This window comes from Pseudomonas sp. Ps21-P2 (assembly GCF_039672565.1).
Lineage (GTDB): Bacteria > Pseudomonadota > Gammaproteobacteria > Pseudomonadales > Pseudomonadaceae > Aquipseudomonas.
In genome coordinates, this window is sequence record NZ_JBDFPL010000011.1 from 33,505 (window position 1) to 48,527 (window position 15,023).

Here is a 15,023-nt window from a genome sequence, read left to right on the forward strand (position 1 = left end):
CCTCCCTCCTTCAGATCCCTCGATCAGCACCCTGTCAAAACAGCCGGACGACGCTCGCCCTCAAAGAATATCGGCCGAATCCGCACACCCACTGCGTTGCCCGCAAAGGCAGCGACCAGCCAGAGCCAGCCGTGCAGGCTGCCTGAGGCGATCCCGCTGAAGTACGCGCCAATGTTGCAGCCGTACGCCAGGCGCGAACCGTAACCCAGCAACAGCCCGCCAATCACTGCAGCGATCAACGAGCGCGTCGGGATTTTCAGATTCGGAGCGAATCGTCCTGCAAGGCCTGCCGCCACCGCCGCGCCCAACATGATGCCGATGTCCATGACGGTGGTGATGTCCTCCCACACCGGCGCGGCCAGCGCCTTGGCATTCGCTGGCATCTGCCAGAACGGCCAACTGCCCACGTCCACCCCCAGACCACCGGCGACTTTCGCACCCCACAGCGCGAAGGCCGAGGTGATGCCCCAAGGGCGACCCGCCAATGCCAGCGTGGCGTAGTTGAGCAGCGCCAAGCCGACCGCGCCCCACACCAGCGGCCACGGCCCGCGAAAGAAACGGCGCACGCCAACATGCTCACTGGTGACGGCCGCTTCCAGCTGTCCGTGCCGACGCTTTTCCAGCTTGACGGTGACAAGGGAAATGATCGCAAACAGCGCCAGGCTCATCAGCAACGCAGGGATCACGCCGAAGGTTTTAACGATGGAAGTGGCCGGTAACGACGGCAACGAGAACCACCAATCGACGTGATGCGTGGCGATCAGCGAGCCAATGATGAAGAACAGCAAGGTCACGAGCATCCGCGCATTGCCGCCGCCGACGGTGAACAACGTGCCGGACGCACAGCCGCCGCCCATTTGCATGCCGATGCCGAAGATGAAAGCGCCGAACACCACGGACACGCCCGCCGGGGCCACAAGGCCGGTGACCGGCGTGCCGAACAGCGTACCGGCACCCAGCGCGGGGAAGAACAGCACCACCGCGACGGTCAGCATCACCATCTGCGCGCGCAAGCCGGCGCCGCGCCGCTCGTTGATGAATACCCGCCAGGCCGAGGTGAAGCCGAAGGCGGCGTGATAGAGCGTGAGGCCCAGCGCCGCGCCAACGATCAGCAACAGCACTTGCCTGCCGCCAACGGCGGATTGCAGAAACAGAGCGCCGACCACCAACAAGAGGAAGGCGATCAGCGGCGCGCCGAGCTTGCGCTGCGGTGCCGCGGAGAGAGGAAGACTCATGGGCGTATCTCGAAGAAGGATTGCGATGGGCGCGAGTATACGCCGGTGCCTGCTGGATGACGCGCCAGGCCGCCATCGGGCTCACCAAGATCAAACCCGCCATGCACTTCGCAATCGCCCCAGCGCCGAGGCGATATCGGCCTCAGGCACCGCTGCAAACCCCAGGACCAGACCGGCCCGATCATCCACCGGCGTCTCTGACCCCGGCAGCCAATACTCACTCAACGGCGCGACCTCGACGCCGACATTTTCTGCCTTGGCGACCAGTTCCGTTTCACGCTCTAACGTATCCACTGCGACGGTCACATGCAGCCCTGCAACGGGCTTGATCATCGGGCTGCAACCCGCAAGCTCCTGGGGCCAGCCGGCCAGCAATGCGTCGCGTCGGCTCAAGGCAGCCCGGCGCATGCGGCGGATGTGCCGCTGAAAGTGACCCGCTGCGATGAACTCGGCCATGACCATCTGCGTGCCCACCTCGGAATGACGCATGTCCACGGCCCGGCGCCGACTGAACGGCTCAACCAGGTTGCGCGGCAACACCAGATAACCCAGGCGCAGCGCCGGAAATGCGACCTTGCCGAATGTCCCGACGTACAGCACGCGACCGCTGCGATCCAGCGCTGCCAACGGCGCCAGCGGGGCGCCGCTGTAGCGGTATTCGCCGTCGTAGTCGTCTTCGACGATCCAGCTTTGATTGCGCTCGGCCCACGCGAGCAGCTCAAGCCGCCGAGCTAGACTCATCGTCACGCCCAGCGGGTATTGGTGAGAGGGCGTCACGTACGCCAACTTGCAGCCAGAGTCACCCAGAGCCGGACTGCGCATGCCCTCGTCGTCAACCGCCATGCCCTGCAACCTGGCGCCAGCTACCCCGAAGGCATGACCGGCCGCGCGATAGCCCGGATTTTCGATCGCCACCACGTCGCCCTGCTCCAGCAGCAGCTGTGCACAAAGGGTAATCGCCTGCTGCGCGCCATTGGTGATCACAATTTGCTCAGGTGCGCAGCGCAAGTCGCGGGAAGTCCTCAAATAGGCAGCGATCAGCTCCCGCAGCCGCCATTCGCCAGCCGGGTCGCCGTAGCCAAGATGCTGGAGGCCCGGCTTACGCCAGAAAGCCGCGTGGAGCTTGCCCCACGTGTCGAAAGGGAACAGATCAAACGCCGGAACACCCGTGCGAAACGCCCTAGGCAGGCCGCTTTTGGGAGGCCGCAAATGATGCTGATCCAGCGTATGCATTGCTGTGCTGTGGATAACATTGTTGGACGATTCGGCCGCCATTATCAGGGGTTTTGTGGATAAGCCTGGTGATAACCCTGTGGACAGGTGTGTGGATAGTTTTTTTGCAGCCGGCGATTTCTCTCTCAACAGTGCGACGTAAGTGCCGTCCCCGACGCGGCTTTCGGTAAAGCCTTCGGCGTAAAGCTGGTCATAAGCGCGCATCACGCTGTTGCGGGAGATGCCAAGGGACAACGCCAGATCCCGGCTTGCCGGCAAGCGCGTGCCACCAGACAAGCGACCGTCTAGGATGCGCTCGCGCAGTGTCTGATAGAGCTGGCGGCTAAGACCCTGGCGGCGATTCAGCTCGATGCCGGCGAAATCGAACGTCAGCGCGGGTATGGGTACTTTCATGGCATTGGCCCTATGAGATAGACCATTAATGGCTCTTACAACGAACCATTAGGCTGCCTAGGATTGGCTCAGCCGCCAAGGAAAATCTCATGTACACGCCCAGCTATTTCAAAGACGAAGACCTCGCCAGCCTCCACGAGCAGATAGAGGCCACGCGCCTGGCGACACTCGTCACTTTTGACGAGACCGGATTGCAGGCGAGTCATATTCCCCTGTTGCTCGAACCGACTCAGGGTCCGCAGGGCACTCTGTATGGGCATTTGGCCAAGGCCAATCCGCAGTGGAAAGCCCTCGAAACGGGCGCCGAAGCGCTGTTGATTTTCCAGGGGGCGGACGCCTACATCAGCCCTTCCTTCTACGCAGCGAAGGCCGAGCACGGCAAAGTGGTGCCCACCTGGAATTACCTGGCGGTGCACGCCTACGGCCGTGCCGATGTGTTCACTGATCCGGAGCGACTGTTGCGGATTGTCACCGGCCTGACCGACAAGCACGAAGCCGGCCGCGCCGAGCCCTGGGCTGTCAGCGACGCACCCGCTGATTACATCGAGAAAATGCTCAACGGCATCGTCGGCTTCGCGATCCCCATCGAGCGGCTGGCAGGCAAGCGCAAGCTCAACCAGAACCGCAGCGCCGCAGACATCGCCGGCGTCAGCAACGGCCTGGCACTCAGCCAGGACCCATCCGATCAGAAAATCGCTCAGTTGATGAGCCAGGGAGCATCGCGTGTCTGACCTCCACATCCGCCCCGTCACCTCCGAAGATCACGACGCCTGGCTGCCGTTGTGGCACGCCTATCTGACCTTCTACAAAACCACGCTGGCCGATGCGGTTTCACAGAGCACCTGGCAGCGGTTTCTGGACAGCAGCGAGCCCACCAATGCCGCCCTCGCCTGGCGGGACGGCAAGGCGGTGGGCATGGTGCATTTCATTTATCACCGCTCGAACTGGAGCATCAGCAATGCCTGCTACTTGCAGGACTTGCTGGTGGTGCCGGAACAGCGCGGCACGGGCGTTGGCCGCCAACTGATCGAATACGTCTACGCGACCGCCAAACGGGACGGCGCCGACAAAGTCCACTGGCTCACCCACGAGACCAACGCAACCGCCATTCAGCTCTACGAGCGCATCGCTGAGCGCCCGGGCTATATTCAATTTCGCAAACCGTTGTAAGACAGGGACTCTCGACATGTCGGATCTTGAAAACTGGCAACCGGCCAAGCTGCCGGATACCCGCACACTGCAAGGACGCTTTATTCGTCTGGAAAAATTGAACGCCGCCCGCCATGGCGATGGGCTGTGGGATGCACTGGAAGGCCCGGCCGCAGACCGCAAATTATGGGATTACCTGTTCGTGGGCCCGTTTCCAGAGCGCGGCGCATTCGATGACTATCTCGCAGGACTGGAAGGCTCGACCGATCCTTGGTTCTACACCGTCATCGATCAACAGACCGGCACCATCCACGGGTTTCTGGGCTTGATGTCGATTTTCCCGAGCGCGGGCCGCATCGAAATTGGCCATGTGACCTTCGGCGCCTCAATGCAACGCACCCCCAAGGCAACGGAAGCGGTTTACCTACTGGCGAGGGAATCCTTTGCGCTGGGCAATCGTCGTCTGGAATGGAAATGTAACGCCAACAACGCCCGTTCCAAGCGTGCGGCGGAGCGCTTCGGATTCAGCTTCGAGGGCACTTTCCGTCAGCATTCCGTGTTCAAGGGTCAGAATCGGGATACGGCCTGGTACTCGATCATCGACAGCGAATGGCCTGCAATACAACAGGCGTTCGAAGCATGGCTGGCTGTGGATAACTTCCAGAACGGTGAGCAAATCAGGACGCTGGAGCAACTGCGCCACTGCTGAGAGCGTCGAGTCCACATAACCGGAGACGCGTGGCTGAAGCAAAAAAAAGAGGAGCCAAGAGAGCTCCCCCAGAGGTAACCATTCAGCCTGCCGCATCTGTGCGCGGCGGGCTGTTATCTATGCAGTGAGTTATCAGCCCTCGATCTCGACCAGAATCTCGCCCGGGTTAACCCGATCGCCTTTCGCGACGTGGATGGCCACGACCTTGCCAGCGACTGCCGCCTGAACTTCGGTCTCCATCTTCATCGCTTCGGTAATCAGTACCGCCTGACCGGCGCGAACGCTGTCGCCCTCCTTCACCAGCACGTCGACGATATTGCCCGGCATCGAAGTGCTGACATGGCCCGGTTTGCTGGCCTGGGCACGCTTGCCAATACCGCTGCCGACAAACTCATTGAGCGGCTCGAACACCACTTCTTCCGGCATGCCGTCGATGGACAGATAGAAGTGACGCTTGCCCTCGGCCTTGACGCCCACGCCGGTGATGTCAACGCGGTAGCTTTCGCCGTGAACGTCGATGACGAATTCGGTCGGGACGCCCTCGCCTCCCGCCTTCGCCACTGCGCCCGGCTCTGGAATCGGCAGCAACGGCTCTGGCGCCAGCGTGCCCGCCGCACGTTCTTCGAGAAACTTACGCCCGATGTCCGGGAACATGGCGTAGGTCAGCACGTCTTCTTCGCTGGTGGCCAACGCGCCGATCTCGCCGCGCAGCTTGGTCATTTCCGGCTTGAGCAGGTCGGCCGGGCGCACGTCGATCAGCTCTTCGTTGCCGATGGCCTGACGGCGCAGCGTCTCGTCCACCTGCCCCGGCGCCTTGCCGTAGCCGCCAGTGAGGTAAAGCTTCACTTCGTTGGTGATGGTTTTGTAGCGCTCGCCGGCCAGTACGTTGAAGAACGCCTGGGTGCCGACGATCTGTGAAGTCGGCGTCACCAGCGGCGGGTAGCCCAAGTCTTTGCGCACTCGCGGAATCTCGGCCAGCACTTCGCCCATGCGGTTCAACGCACCCTGCTCTTTGAGCTGGTTGGCGAGGTTAGAGATCATGCCGCCCGGCACCTGATTGACCTGAACGCGGGTATCGACCGCCGTGAATTCGCTCTCGAACTGGTGATACTTCTTACGGACCGCGTAGAAATACAGGCCGATTTCCTGCAGCAGTTCCAGGTCCAGGCCGGTGTCGAATTCGCTGCCTTTAAGGGCCGCGACCATCGACTCGGTACCCGGATGGCTGGTACCCCAGGCGAAACTGGAGATCGCGGTGTCGATGTGGTCAGCACCGTTTTCGATGGCCTTCAACTGGCACATCGCGGCCAGGCCGGCCGTGTCGTGGGAGTGGATGAACACCGGCAGCGATTGCTCGGCCTTCAGCGCCTTGACCAACTCGCCCGTGGCATAGGGAGTCAGCAGACCGGCCATGTCCTTGATCGCGACGGAATCACAACCCATCGCTTCCATCTCTTTGGCCTGCGCCACAAAAGCACCGATGGTGTGCACCGGGCTGGTGGTGTACGCGATGGTGCCCTGGGCATGTTTGCCGGAAGCCTTCACCGCTTCCACCGCCACGCGCAGATTGCGCACGTCATTCATGGCATCGAAGATGCGAAACACGTCGATACCGTTGTTCGCAGCCTTGGCGACGAATGCCTGGACCACGTCATCGCTGTAGTGGCGATACCCCAGCAGGTTCTGACCGCGAAGCAGCATTTGCAGACGCGTGTTGGGCAGCGCCGCGCGCAATTGGCGCAGGCGCTCCCACGGATCTTCCTTCAGAAAGCGCACGCAAGCGTCGAAGGTCGCACCGCCCCACACTTCCAGCGACCAGTAGCCGACTTTGTCGAGCCTGTCGCAGATCGGCAGCATGTCCTCGGTGCGCATGCGGGTCGCCAAAAGAGACTGGTGGGCGTCGCGCAAAATGGTGTCGGTGACGAAGATTTTCTTGGACATGTTCGGATCTCCTTTTAGCTTCAAGCGGCAAGCTACAAGCGGCAAGTCACAGCGGATCGGCTTCAACTTGTACTTGCGGCTTAGCGCTTGCAGCTGGCTTTTTTATAAGCCCGCGTGGGCAGCGATGGCGGCGGCGATGGCCAGGGCCAGCTCTTCGGGTTTGCGCTTGATCGAGTAATTGGTGAGCTCGGGATGGCTCTCCACGAAGCTGGTATTGAACTGGCCGCTGCGGAATTCCGGGTTGCGCAGGATTTCCTGGTAATACGCGGCCGTGGTCTTCACCCCTTGCAGACGCATGTCATCCAGCGCACGCAGGCCGCGGTCCATTGCCTCCTCCCAAGTCAGCGCCCAGACGATCAGCTTCAGGCACATGGAGTCGTAATACGGCGGAATGGTGTAGCCGGTGTAAATCGCCGTATCGGTGCGCACGCCGGGGCCGCCGGGCGCGTAGTAACGGGTGATCTTGCCGAAGCTCGGCAGGAAGTTGTTCTTCGGGTCTTCCGCGTTGATGCGGAACTGCAACGCGAAACCACGATGGATGATGTCTTCCTGCTTCACCGACAGCGGCAGTCCCGAGGCGATGCGGATCTGCTCGCGGACGATGTCGATCCCGGTGATTTCCTCGGTGATCGTGTGCTCGACCTGTACGCGGGTGTTCATCTCCATGAAGTACACCTCGCCCTCGGCCAGCAGGAACTCCACGGTGCCGGCGTTCTCGTAGCCCACGGCCTTGGCGGCGCGCACGGACAGGTCGCCGATGTAGGCGCGCTGCTCCGGCGTCAGTTGCGGGCTTGGGGCGATTTCGATGAGCTTCTGGTTGCGGCGCTGGATCGAGCAATCACGCTCGAACAGGTGCACGACGTTGCCGAAGCTGTCGCCAAGGATCTGCGCTTCGATGTGCTTGGGATTGACGATGCACTTTTCGAGAAAGACCTCAGCCTTGCCGAATGCCTTGGTGGCCTCGGAAATGACTCGAGGAAACGCCTGCTCCAGCTCTTCCCGGCTGTTGCAGCGACGAATGCCGCGCCCGCCGCCGCCCGAGGTGGCTTTGAGCATGACGGGGTAACCGATGCGATCGCCTTCAACCAGTGCTTCGGCAATGTCGGCCACGTTGCCTTCCGTGCCGGGCGTTACCGGTACGCCGGCCTTGATCATGCTGCGGCGGGCTTCGGTCTTGTCGCCCATGCGGCGGATTACTTCAGCGGACGGGCCGATGAACTTGATCCCTCGTTCGGCGCAGATATCCGCCAGCTCTGCGTTTTCCGACAGAAACCCGTAGCCTGGGTGCAACGCGTCGCAGCCAGTTTCCACGGCAAGGTTCACCAGCTTGCGCGGGTTCAAATAGCCTTCGAGGGGCTCGGAGCCGATGCCATAGGCTTCGTCGGCACGCTTGACGTGGAGCGCGTGCCGGTCCGCGTCGGAATAGATCGCCACCGAGCGGATGCCCATTTCGGCGCAAGCGCGCACGATCCGAACAGCGATTTCCCCACGGTTGGCGATCAGGATTTTTTTTATCACTGGTATTTCCTCGACCGATTAGCAGACGGACCAGATGGCTGGCCAATACCGCGCGACATTCCGTTACTGCATGTTGCTCGCAGGTGAAGCCACCCTATGACGAATCAGCAATTAACAAAAATGAGTAAATATTGGGTGAACCATAAGCAAAACCTTATAGTTCTTAATATCAACTAATCGGCTAGGGCTTTAGAAATGCGTAAGTCATTGATGCGAATGACATTGCGTCAATTGCGGATCTTTAATGAGGTCTGTGATTTGCGCTCTTACAGTCGCGCAGCTGAGGAAATGTCGCTGACCCAGCCGGCGGTGAGCCTGCAGATGCGTCAGCTGGAGGAGCTGGTCGGCCAGCCGCTGTTCGAATACGTGGGTAAGAAGCTCTACCTGACGGAGGCCGCCGAAGCGCTGCAGCTTGCCAGTCGCGACATCTTCGGTCGGCTGGAGAACCTCGACATGCAGCTCTCCGACATGCAGGGCTCCCTGCAGGGGCAGCTCAAACTGGCGATTGAATCCAGCGCAAAGTATTTCGTTCCCCACCTGTTTGCAGCTTTCAAGCGCAAATACCCGGAAGTCATGCTCAACCTCACGGTCGTCAATCGGGCGCAGGTGATTCGGCGGCTGTCGGATAACCGTGATGATCTGGTCGTCATGTCGATGGTCCCACAGGACATGGGCCTGGAGTTTTTGCCCTTCCTGAATAACCCGATCGTTGCCGTGGCGCAGCCGGACCATCCGTTGACGCTATTGCCCAATCCGGCGCTGAAGGATCTGGAGGCAGCAACGCTGGTGGTTCGCGAACAGGGTTCAGGGACGCGCAAGGCCTGCGAGGAGTATTTCAAGGAGAAGCGCATTCATTTCGAGCACACGCTGGAGGTGTCCTCGGCCGAGGCGCAGCGTGAATGCGTGGTGGCGGGGCTTGGCGTTGCGCTGCTGACCCGCCATGCGCTGAGCCTGGAACTTGCCACTGGCACGCTGATTGAGCTGCCAGTGGCCGAATTGCCGCTGTATCGAAGCTGGTGCGTCGTACAGGCACGGGACAAACGTCTGTCGCCGGTGGCTCACGCGTTCCTGTCATTCATTCGGACGGAGCGTACGCAGATCAGCGAGCTGGTCGCGCGCTTTGATGGCCACCTTCCGAAGCGCTAGCGCTCTGCCAGAAGTGAGCGGTGGCGCCATCCAGGTAGCTCGACAGCTCCTGATTCAGGCGGCGTTCTTCTGAATGGCTTTCGATCGCACGCCGGAACGCCATACGGCGCTGGTCTTCCTGCTGACGGCGGGTCTTGGTGCTGGAGGTGCTGTGCTGCTGCGAGTCATCGTAGTGCCGAGGCATATCCTGTCTCCCATTCGTGTGCGGGAGTACAGAGTGGCGGGATGCGGTGACGATCAGACGTCGGAAGCGTTACAGGTTGGTGAAGGTTTCGGCGCTACGCGACTTAAGATCAATCTTCAGACGATTTGATCGACTTCGGCGACAACCGCAGGCTGCGCAAGCTGCGCTTCACGCTCTTGAGGTGATTGACCAGGCTCGGACCGCGCGCCATCGCAACGCCCATCGCCAGGACATCTATGACCACCAGATGCGCAATACGCGAGGTCAGCGGTGTATAGATTTCGGTGTCTTCGTGCACGTCGATGGCGAGATTGACCGTGGACAGCTCGGCCAGTGGCGTCTGACTCGGGCACAGGGTGATCAGGTTGGCGCCGCTTTCGCGCACCAGATTGGCCGTGATCAGCAGGTCCTTGGAGCGACCCGACTGCGAGATACACACCGCGACGTCGGTGGGCTTGAGCGTCACAGCCGACATCGCCTGCATGTGCGGATCGGAGTAAGACGCTGCCGTCAGTAACAGACGGAAGAACTTGTGCTGGGCGTCAGCCGCTACCGCACCCGATGCACCGAAACCGTAGAACTCGACACGATGCGCCGCCGCCATGACCGTCACCGCCGCCTGCAAGGCATGAGGGTCGAGCTTTTCGCGCACTTCTATCAGCGTGTGCAGCGTGGTGTCGAAAATCTTCAGGCTGTAGTCGGCGACGGAATCGTCTTCGTGGATGGCGAACTGGCCGAAACTCGCGCCAGCGGCAAGGCTTTGCGCCAGCTTGAGTTTCAGGTCCTGAAAGCCGGTGCAGCCAATGGCGCGACAGAAACGCACGATGGTCGGCTCGCTGATACCGACCGCGTGCGCGAGATCGGCCATGGAGCTGTGCATCACGGCCGCCGGATCGAGCAGCACGTGATCGGCTACTTTCAGCTCCGACTTGCGCAAGAGATGGCGTGACTGGGCGATGTGCTGCAACAGATTCAAAGGACAGGACTCAAGTGAAGGATGGGCCGGGCTGTAGCTTTCTTGTAGTTATACTACATGACCTGCAAACCGCACAGTTAAACGATCTCGCCGTGGCCAACCGATCGTTGCTGAAGCTCAGGTCGCTTTGTAGTGTAGGGCTTTTCGCACAGGACTCCAGGCTTCGGTCAGCCGACTGCGCAGGATGCCGCCCATAACGCTGGCCTCCACTGGCCGACTGATCAAGTAGCCTTGCACCTCGTCGCAACCGTGAGACCTGAGAAACTCCAACTGTTCGCAATCTTCCACGCCTTCGGCCACCACCTTGAGGTCAAGACTGTGGGCCATCGCGATGATCGCTCGGGTAATCGCAGCGTCTTCTGCGCATTCATTCAGACCACGAATAAAGGCCTGGTCGATCTTCACGCAGTGCACCGGAAAACGTTTCAGGTAGCTCAACGATGAGTAGCCGGTGCCGAAGTCGTCGATGGCCAGTTTTACGCCGAGTGCGCGCAGTTGCTGAAACGTGGTGATGATGTGCTCGACGCTTTCCAGCAGTTGACTCTCGGTGAGCTCAAGCTCCAGGTATTCGGGCTTGAGCCCGGCCTCTTCGAGCACTTGCCGAACGAGGCTGACCATCTTGCCCTGACGCATCTGATGCACAGAGAGATTGACTGACACCCGGATAGGAGCGAGCCCCTCCTGCTGCCATTCGCAGGCCTGATGACAAGCTTTGCGCAGTACGAACTCACCGATGTTGGCGATCAGGCCGGTCTCCTCTGCCAACCCGATAAACTCGCCGGGCGAAATCAGACCGCGCTCGGGATGACGCCAGCGCACCAGCGCTTCCGCCGAATTCAGGCGACCACTTTCCAGCTCCAGCTTCGGCTGATAGAAAACCTCCAGCTGCCCTTCCGCAATCGCGCGACGCAGCTGGATTTCCAGCTGCAACCGACCCGGCGTGCCCGCCTCAAGGCTTTCGGTAAAGAACTGAAAATTGTCGCCGCCCAGGTGTTTGGCGTGTTGCATGGCCATATTTGCCTGGCTGACCAACGCGGCGATGTCCCGTGCAGAACCCGGCAGCAACGCGATGCCGATGGAGGCGCTGACCACCAACTCATGGCCGCAAACCGATATCGGCGAGCGCAGTTTTGCCAGCAGGCGCGTCGTGATCCGCGCCAGTGTGGTCAGGTTGCCGTGGCTGTCGAACAGCACGGCAAACTCGTCCGCCGACAAACGCGCGACGGTATCGGCATCGGTCACATGGGCGTTGAGCCTGCGCGCGATAAGGCGAAGCAACTGGTCAGCGGTATCGTGACCCAGGCTGTCATTGAGCAATTTGAAGCGATCAAGGTTGATGTGCAGCAAAGCCAGCGTGCGCCCGCCATGACGCGCACGCTGATTGGCGTCACGCAGCCGCTCATTGAACAGCGCGCGATTGGCGAGGCCGGTCAGCTCATCGTAATGGGTCAGATAACGCGTACGTTCTTCGTACTGGCGGGTCAGTTCGCGGTTGAGCTCGTCGCTTTCGGCCTGGGCCTGTTGAAGGTGCTCGATGAGCGCCACGTTCTGAAATCGCCGGATAAGACCCCGCTCGATCAAACGGTTGACCTGCGCAGCCACCACGATAAGCGCCAGCAGGAGAATCAGTCCGAGCCAGCCCCAACCATGGCATTGGGGGTCGCCGGTCCAGAACAGATAGAGAATGGGCGGCAGCAGACACGGCAGCGTGAACGTGAGAAACGCCGGAATGCTTACCGCGTAGGCCACACTGGCAGACAGCGTCGCAGCGCCGATCAGGCCGAATACCCACGCCTGCTGGGCCAGGCTTTGCGCCGGCATCAACACCAGCGCGGCGCTGGAAAGGGTGAACCCACTGACGCAGGCGCCGGCCAGAAACATGCGGTTCCAGATCGGCTGCGATCGACGATCGAGTGATGCTGACCTGAACGCTGCGACTTGCAGCACGCGCAGACACACCAGCGCTGACAGCCAGCCCAGCCAGACGCCCACCAGCACGTAACGCTCGGGACTCCAGAGCAGCCACGCGCAGAGCAAACCATTGATGAACATGAACAGGGTCGGCAGCAGCGATCCCTGATAAAGAAGGCGGGTGCGCTCGGCGGCAAGCTGGGTCGCGAACTGCTTGCAGATGACACGACGTGTCGCCACGGAGTCTGCCGGGGCTTCGGAACTGAAGGTCATGGCGTTTCTTATAATTGGGGGCCTTGAACGTTCGCGGAGGATACACAAGGGATCGTCGAGACCAAACAGTCATCAATTAAAATCTACAGACGGCAAAAATGGGACCGGCAACATCACGACCGGCCAGCGTTAGGGTTTGCCCATGCCCTCACGGCACCCTAGAATGCCCCGATGCGCGATGACCTCTCCCTTCTGCTTAACTCCCTCAACGATGCCCAACGCCAGGCCGTAGCTGCCTCCGTGGGTCGTCAGTTGGTCCTGGCCGGCGCTGGTTCCGGCAAAACCCGTGTGCTGGTGCACCGTATCGCCTGGTTGATCCAGGTCGAGAACGCCTCGCCGCACTCGATCCTGTCGGTGACGTTCACCAACAAGGCCGCCGCCGAGATGCGCCATCGCATCGAGCAGCTGATGGGTATCAACCCGGCCGGCATGTGGGTGGGCACTTTCCACGGCCTGGCGCACCGCCTGCTGCGGGCGCACTGGCAGGAAGCGGGTCTTAATCAGAGCTTCCAGATCCTCGACAGCGATGACCAGCAGCGACTGGTCAAGCGCGTCATGCGCGAGCTGAATCTGGATGAGCAGCGCTGGCCGGCACGGCAGGCGCAGTGGTTCATCAATGGCCAGAAGGACGAAGGGCTGCGCCCCAAGCACATTCAGGCCTCGGGCGACCTGTTTCTGACGACCATGAAGTCAGTCTACGAGGCATACGAGGCGGCGTGTCAGCGCGCTGGCGTCATCGACTTCTCCGAGTTGCTGCTTCGCGCGCTGGACCTGTGGCGCGACAACCCGAGCCTGCTTGCGCACTATCAGCGTCGTTTCCGTCACGTGCTGGTAGACGAATTCCAGGACACCAACGCCGTTCAGTACGCCTGGTTGCGTCTGCTCGCCCAGGGTGGCGACAGCCTGATGGTGGTCGGCGACGACGATCAGTCCATTTACGGCTGGCGCGGCGCGAAGATCGAGAATATTCATCAGTATTCCGAAGATTTCCCTGACACCGAGACCATTCGCCTGGAGCAGAACTACCGCTCCACCGCGAGCATCCTCAAGGCCGCCAACGGCTTGATCGTCAACAACACCGGGCGTCTGGGCAAAGAACTGTGGACGGACGTCGGCGATGGCGAGCTGATCAATCTGTATGCCGCGTTCAACGAACACGACGAAGCGCGCTACGTGGTCGAGACCATTGAGAGCGCGATCAAGACCGGACTAGCGCGCAGCGACATCGCCATTCTGTATCGTTCAAACGCCCAATCGCGGGTCCTCGAAGAGGCCTTGCTGCGCGAGCGCATCCCGTACCGTATCTACGGCGGCCAGCGATTCTTCGAGCGCGCCGAAATCAAGAACGCCATGGCGTATATGCGCCTGCTGGACGGGCGCGGTAACGATTCGGCGCTGGAGCGGGTCATCAACGTCCCGCCGCGCGGCATTGGCGAGAAAACCGTCGAAGCGATTCGCGAGCATGCGCGCCATGCCGACGTGTCGATGTGGGAGGCCATGCGCCTGCTGGTCGTCAACAAAGGCTTGGCCGGTCGTGCGGCTAGCGCGTTAGGCGCGTTCATCGAACTGATCGAAAACCTTGCCGCCAAGGCCGCGGACATGCCGCTGCACCTGATGACCCAAACGGTCATCGAGCAGTCCGGCCTGATCACGTACCACAAGGAAGAGAAAGGCGAGAAAGGCCAGGCCCGAGTGGAAAACCTTGAGGAACTGGTCAGCGCCGCGCGCGCCTTCGAGAACAGCGAAGAGGAGGAAGACCTGACGCCCCTGGCTGCATTCCTCGGCCATGCCTCCCTGGAGGCCGGCGACACCCAGGCGGATGAGCACGAAGACAGCATTCAGCTCATGACGCTGCACAGCGCCAAGGGTTTGGAGTTCCCGTACGTGTTCCTGGTGGGCATGGAAGAAGGCCTGTTTCCGCACAAGATGAGCCTGGAAGAGCCGGGCCGTCTGGAAGAAGAGCGCCGTCTGGCATACGTGGGCATCACCCGCGCCATGCAGCATCTGGTGATGACCTACGCAGAAACCCGACGCCTGTACGGAAGCGAAACCTACAACAAGGTCTCGCGCTTCGTACGGGAGGTCCCGCCTAATCTGATTCAGGAAGTGCGGCTGTCTAACAGCGTGACCCGTCCGTTCGGCGGCTCCAAAACCATGGCACCGAGTCGTCTGTTCGACGGCGAAGCCATTCCGCAGAGCCAGTTCTCCCTGGGTCAGCACGTGCAGCACGCGGTGTTTGGCGAAGGCGTGATCCTCAACTTCGAGGGTTCAGGCGCTCAGGCGCGGGTGCAGGTGAATTTTTCGGAAGGCAGCAAGTGGCTGATGCTGGGGTACGCGAAGCTCGAGCCGGTGTGA

At 61.0% G+C, this 15,023-nt stretch carries 13 protein-coding genes; 6 read left to right on the top strand and 7 right to left on the bottom strand.

Features of this window, described 5'->3' with window-relative positions; translation table 11 throughout:
• Positions 1-23 precede the first annotated feature (23 nt).
• The gene (locus ABEH28_RS24290; RefSeq protein ID WP_346631295.1) at positions 24-1,235 is read right to left on the bottom strand and encodes a YeeE/YedE family protein; all 1,212 of its coding nucleotides are present in this window, start codon (positions 1,233-1,235) and stop codon (positions 24-26) included.
• Positions 1,236-1,325: 90 nt separating this feature from the next.
• Positions 1,326-2,861 carry a PLP-dependent aminotransferase family protein gene (locus ABEH28_RS24295; RefSeq protein WP_346631296.1) on the bottom strand — a complete coding sequence of 512 codons (1,536 nt, stop codon included), beginning with the start codon at positions 2,859-2,861 and terminating at the stop codon, positions 1,326-1,328.
• 89 nt (positions 2,862-2,950) lie between these two features.
• On the opposite strand from ABEH28_RS24295, the gene ABEH28_RS24300 reads away from it, so the two are divergent.
• From ABEH28_RS24300 to ABEH28_RS24310, 3 genes are read left to right on the top strand one after another with little or no spacing between them, the layout of a single operon-like run.
• Positions 2,951-3,592 (top strand): FMN-binding negative transcriptional regulator, encoded by a 642-nt coding sequence (locus ABEH28_RS24300; RefSeq protein ID WP_346631297.1) that lies wholly within the window; start codon positions 2,951-2,953, stop codon positions 3,590-3,592.
• Positions 3,585-4,031, top strand: a complete 447-nt coding sequence (locus ABEH28_RS24305) for a GNAT family N-acetyltransferase (RefSeq protein WP_346631298.1) — start codon at positions 3,585-3,587, stop codon at positions 4,029-4,031. The genes ABEH28_RS24300 and ABEH28_RS24305 overlap by 8 nt, the downstream gene beginning before the upstream one ends.
• 16 nt (positions 4,032-4,047) lie before the next feature.
• On the top strand, positions 4,048-4,719 hold the full coding sequence (locus ABEH28_RS24310; RefSeq protein ID WP_346631299.1) for a GNAT family protein: 672 nt from the start codon (positions 4,048-4,050) through the stop codon (positions 4,717-4,719).
• A 132-nt stretch (positions 4,720-4,851) separates the two neighbouring features.
• Here ABEH28_RS24310 and oadA read toward each other — a convergent pair whose 3' ends face one another.
• Positions 4,852-6,660, bottom strand: coding sequence for a sodium-extruding oxaloacetate decarboxylase subunit alpha (gene oadA, locus ABEH28_RS24315; protein ID WP_346631300.1), 1,809 nt, complete (start codon positions 6,658-6,660; stop codon positions 4,852-4,854).
• Positions 6,661-6,762: 102 nt separating this feature from the next.
• The gene (locus tag ABEH28_RS24320; protein ID WP_074885974.1) at positions 6,763-8,178 is read right to left on the bottom strand and encodes an acetyl-CoA carboxylase biotin carboxylase subunit; all 1,416 of its coding nucleotides are present in this window, start codon (positions 8,176-8,178) and stop codon (positions 6,763-6,765) included.
• 195 nt (positions 8,179-8,373) lie between these two features.
• Here ABEH28_RS24320 and ABEH28_RS24325 point away from each other — a divergent pair, with 195 nt between their 5' ends.
• A complete protein-coding gene (locus ABEH28_RS24325; RefSeq protein ID WP_346631301.1) occupies positions 8,374-9,324 on the top strand; it encodes a LysR family transcriptional regulator in 951 nt (316 codons plus the stop codon).
• Here the strand turns inward: ABEH28_RS24325 and ABEH28_RS24330 are convergent.
• Complete coding sequence (locus tag ABEH28_RS24330) at positions 9,278-9,508, bottom strand: hypothetical protein (RefSeq protein WP_346631302.1); 231 nt, start codon at positions 9,506-9,508, stop codon at positions 9,278-9,280. The two genes, ABEH28_RS24325 and ABEH28_RS24330, sit on opposite strands and share 47 nt — an antisense overlap.
• Between ABEH28_RS24330 and ABEH28_RS24335 the strand changes: the two genes are divergently transcribed.
• Positions 9,398-9,637, top strand: coding sequence for a hypothetical protein (locus ABEH28_RS24335; RefSeq protein ID WP_346631345.1), 240 nt, complete (start codon positions 9,398-9,400; stop codon positions 9,635-9,637). The two genes, ABEH28_RS24330 and ABEH28_RS24335, sit on opposite strands and share 111 nt — an antisense overlap.
• On the opposite strand, the gene hexR is transcribed toward ABEH28_RS24335, so the two are convergent.
• Together hexR and ABEH28_RS24345 are read right to left on the bottom strand one after the other, a co-directional pair.
• Positions 9,618-10,484, bottom strand: coding sequence for a transcriptional regulator HexR (gene hexR, locus ABEH28_RS24340; protein ID WP_065988147.1), 867 nt, complete (start codon positions 10,482-10,484; stop codon positions 9,618-9,620). The two genes, ABEH28_RS24335 and hexR, sit on opposite strands and share 20 nt — an antisense overlap.
• Before the next feature lie 117 nt (positions 10,485-10,601).
• Positions 10,602-12,668: an EAL domain-containing protein gene (locus tag ABEH28_RS24345; protein WP_346631303.1), complete on the bottom strand. Its 2,067-nt coding sequence runs from the start codon at positions 12,666-12,668 to the stop codon at positions 10,602-10,604.
• 171 nt (positions 12,669-12,839) lie between these two features.
• Here ABEH28_RS24345 and uvrD point away from each other — a divergent pair, with 171 nt between their 5' ends.
• Positions 12,840-15,023, top strand: coding sequence for a DNA helicase II (gene uvrD, locus ABEH28_RS24350; protein WP_346631304.1), 2,184 nt, complete (start codon positions 12,840-12,842; stop codon positions 15,021-15,023).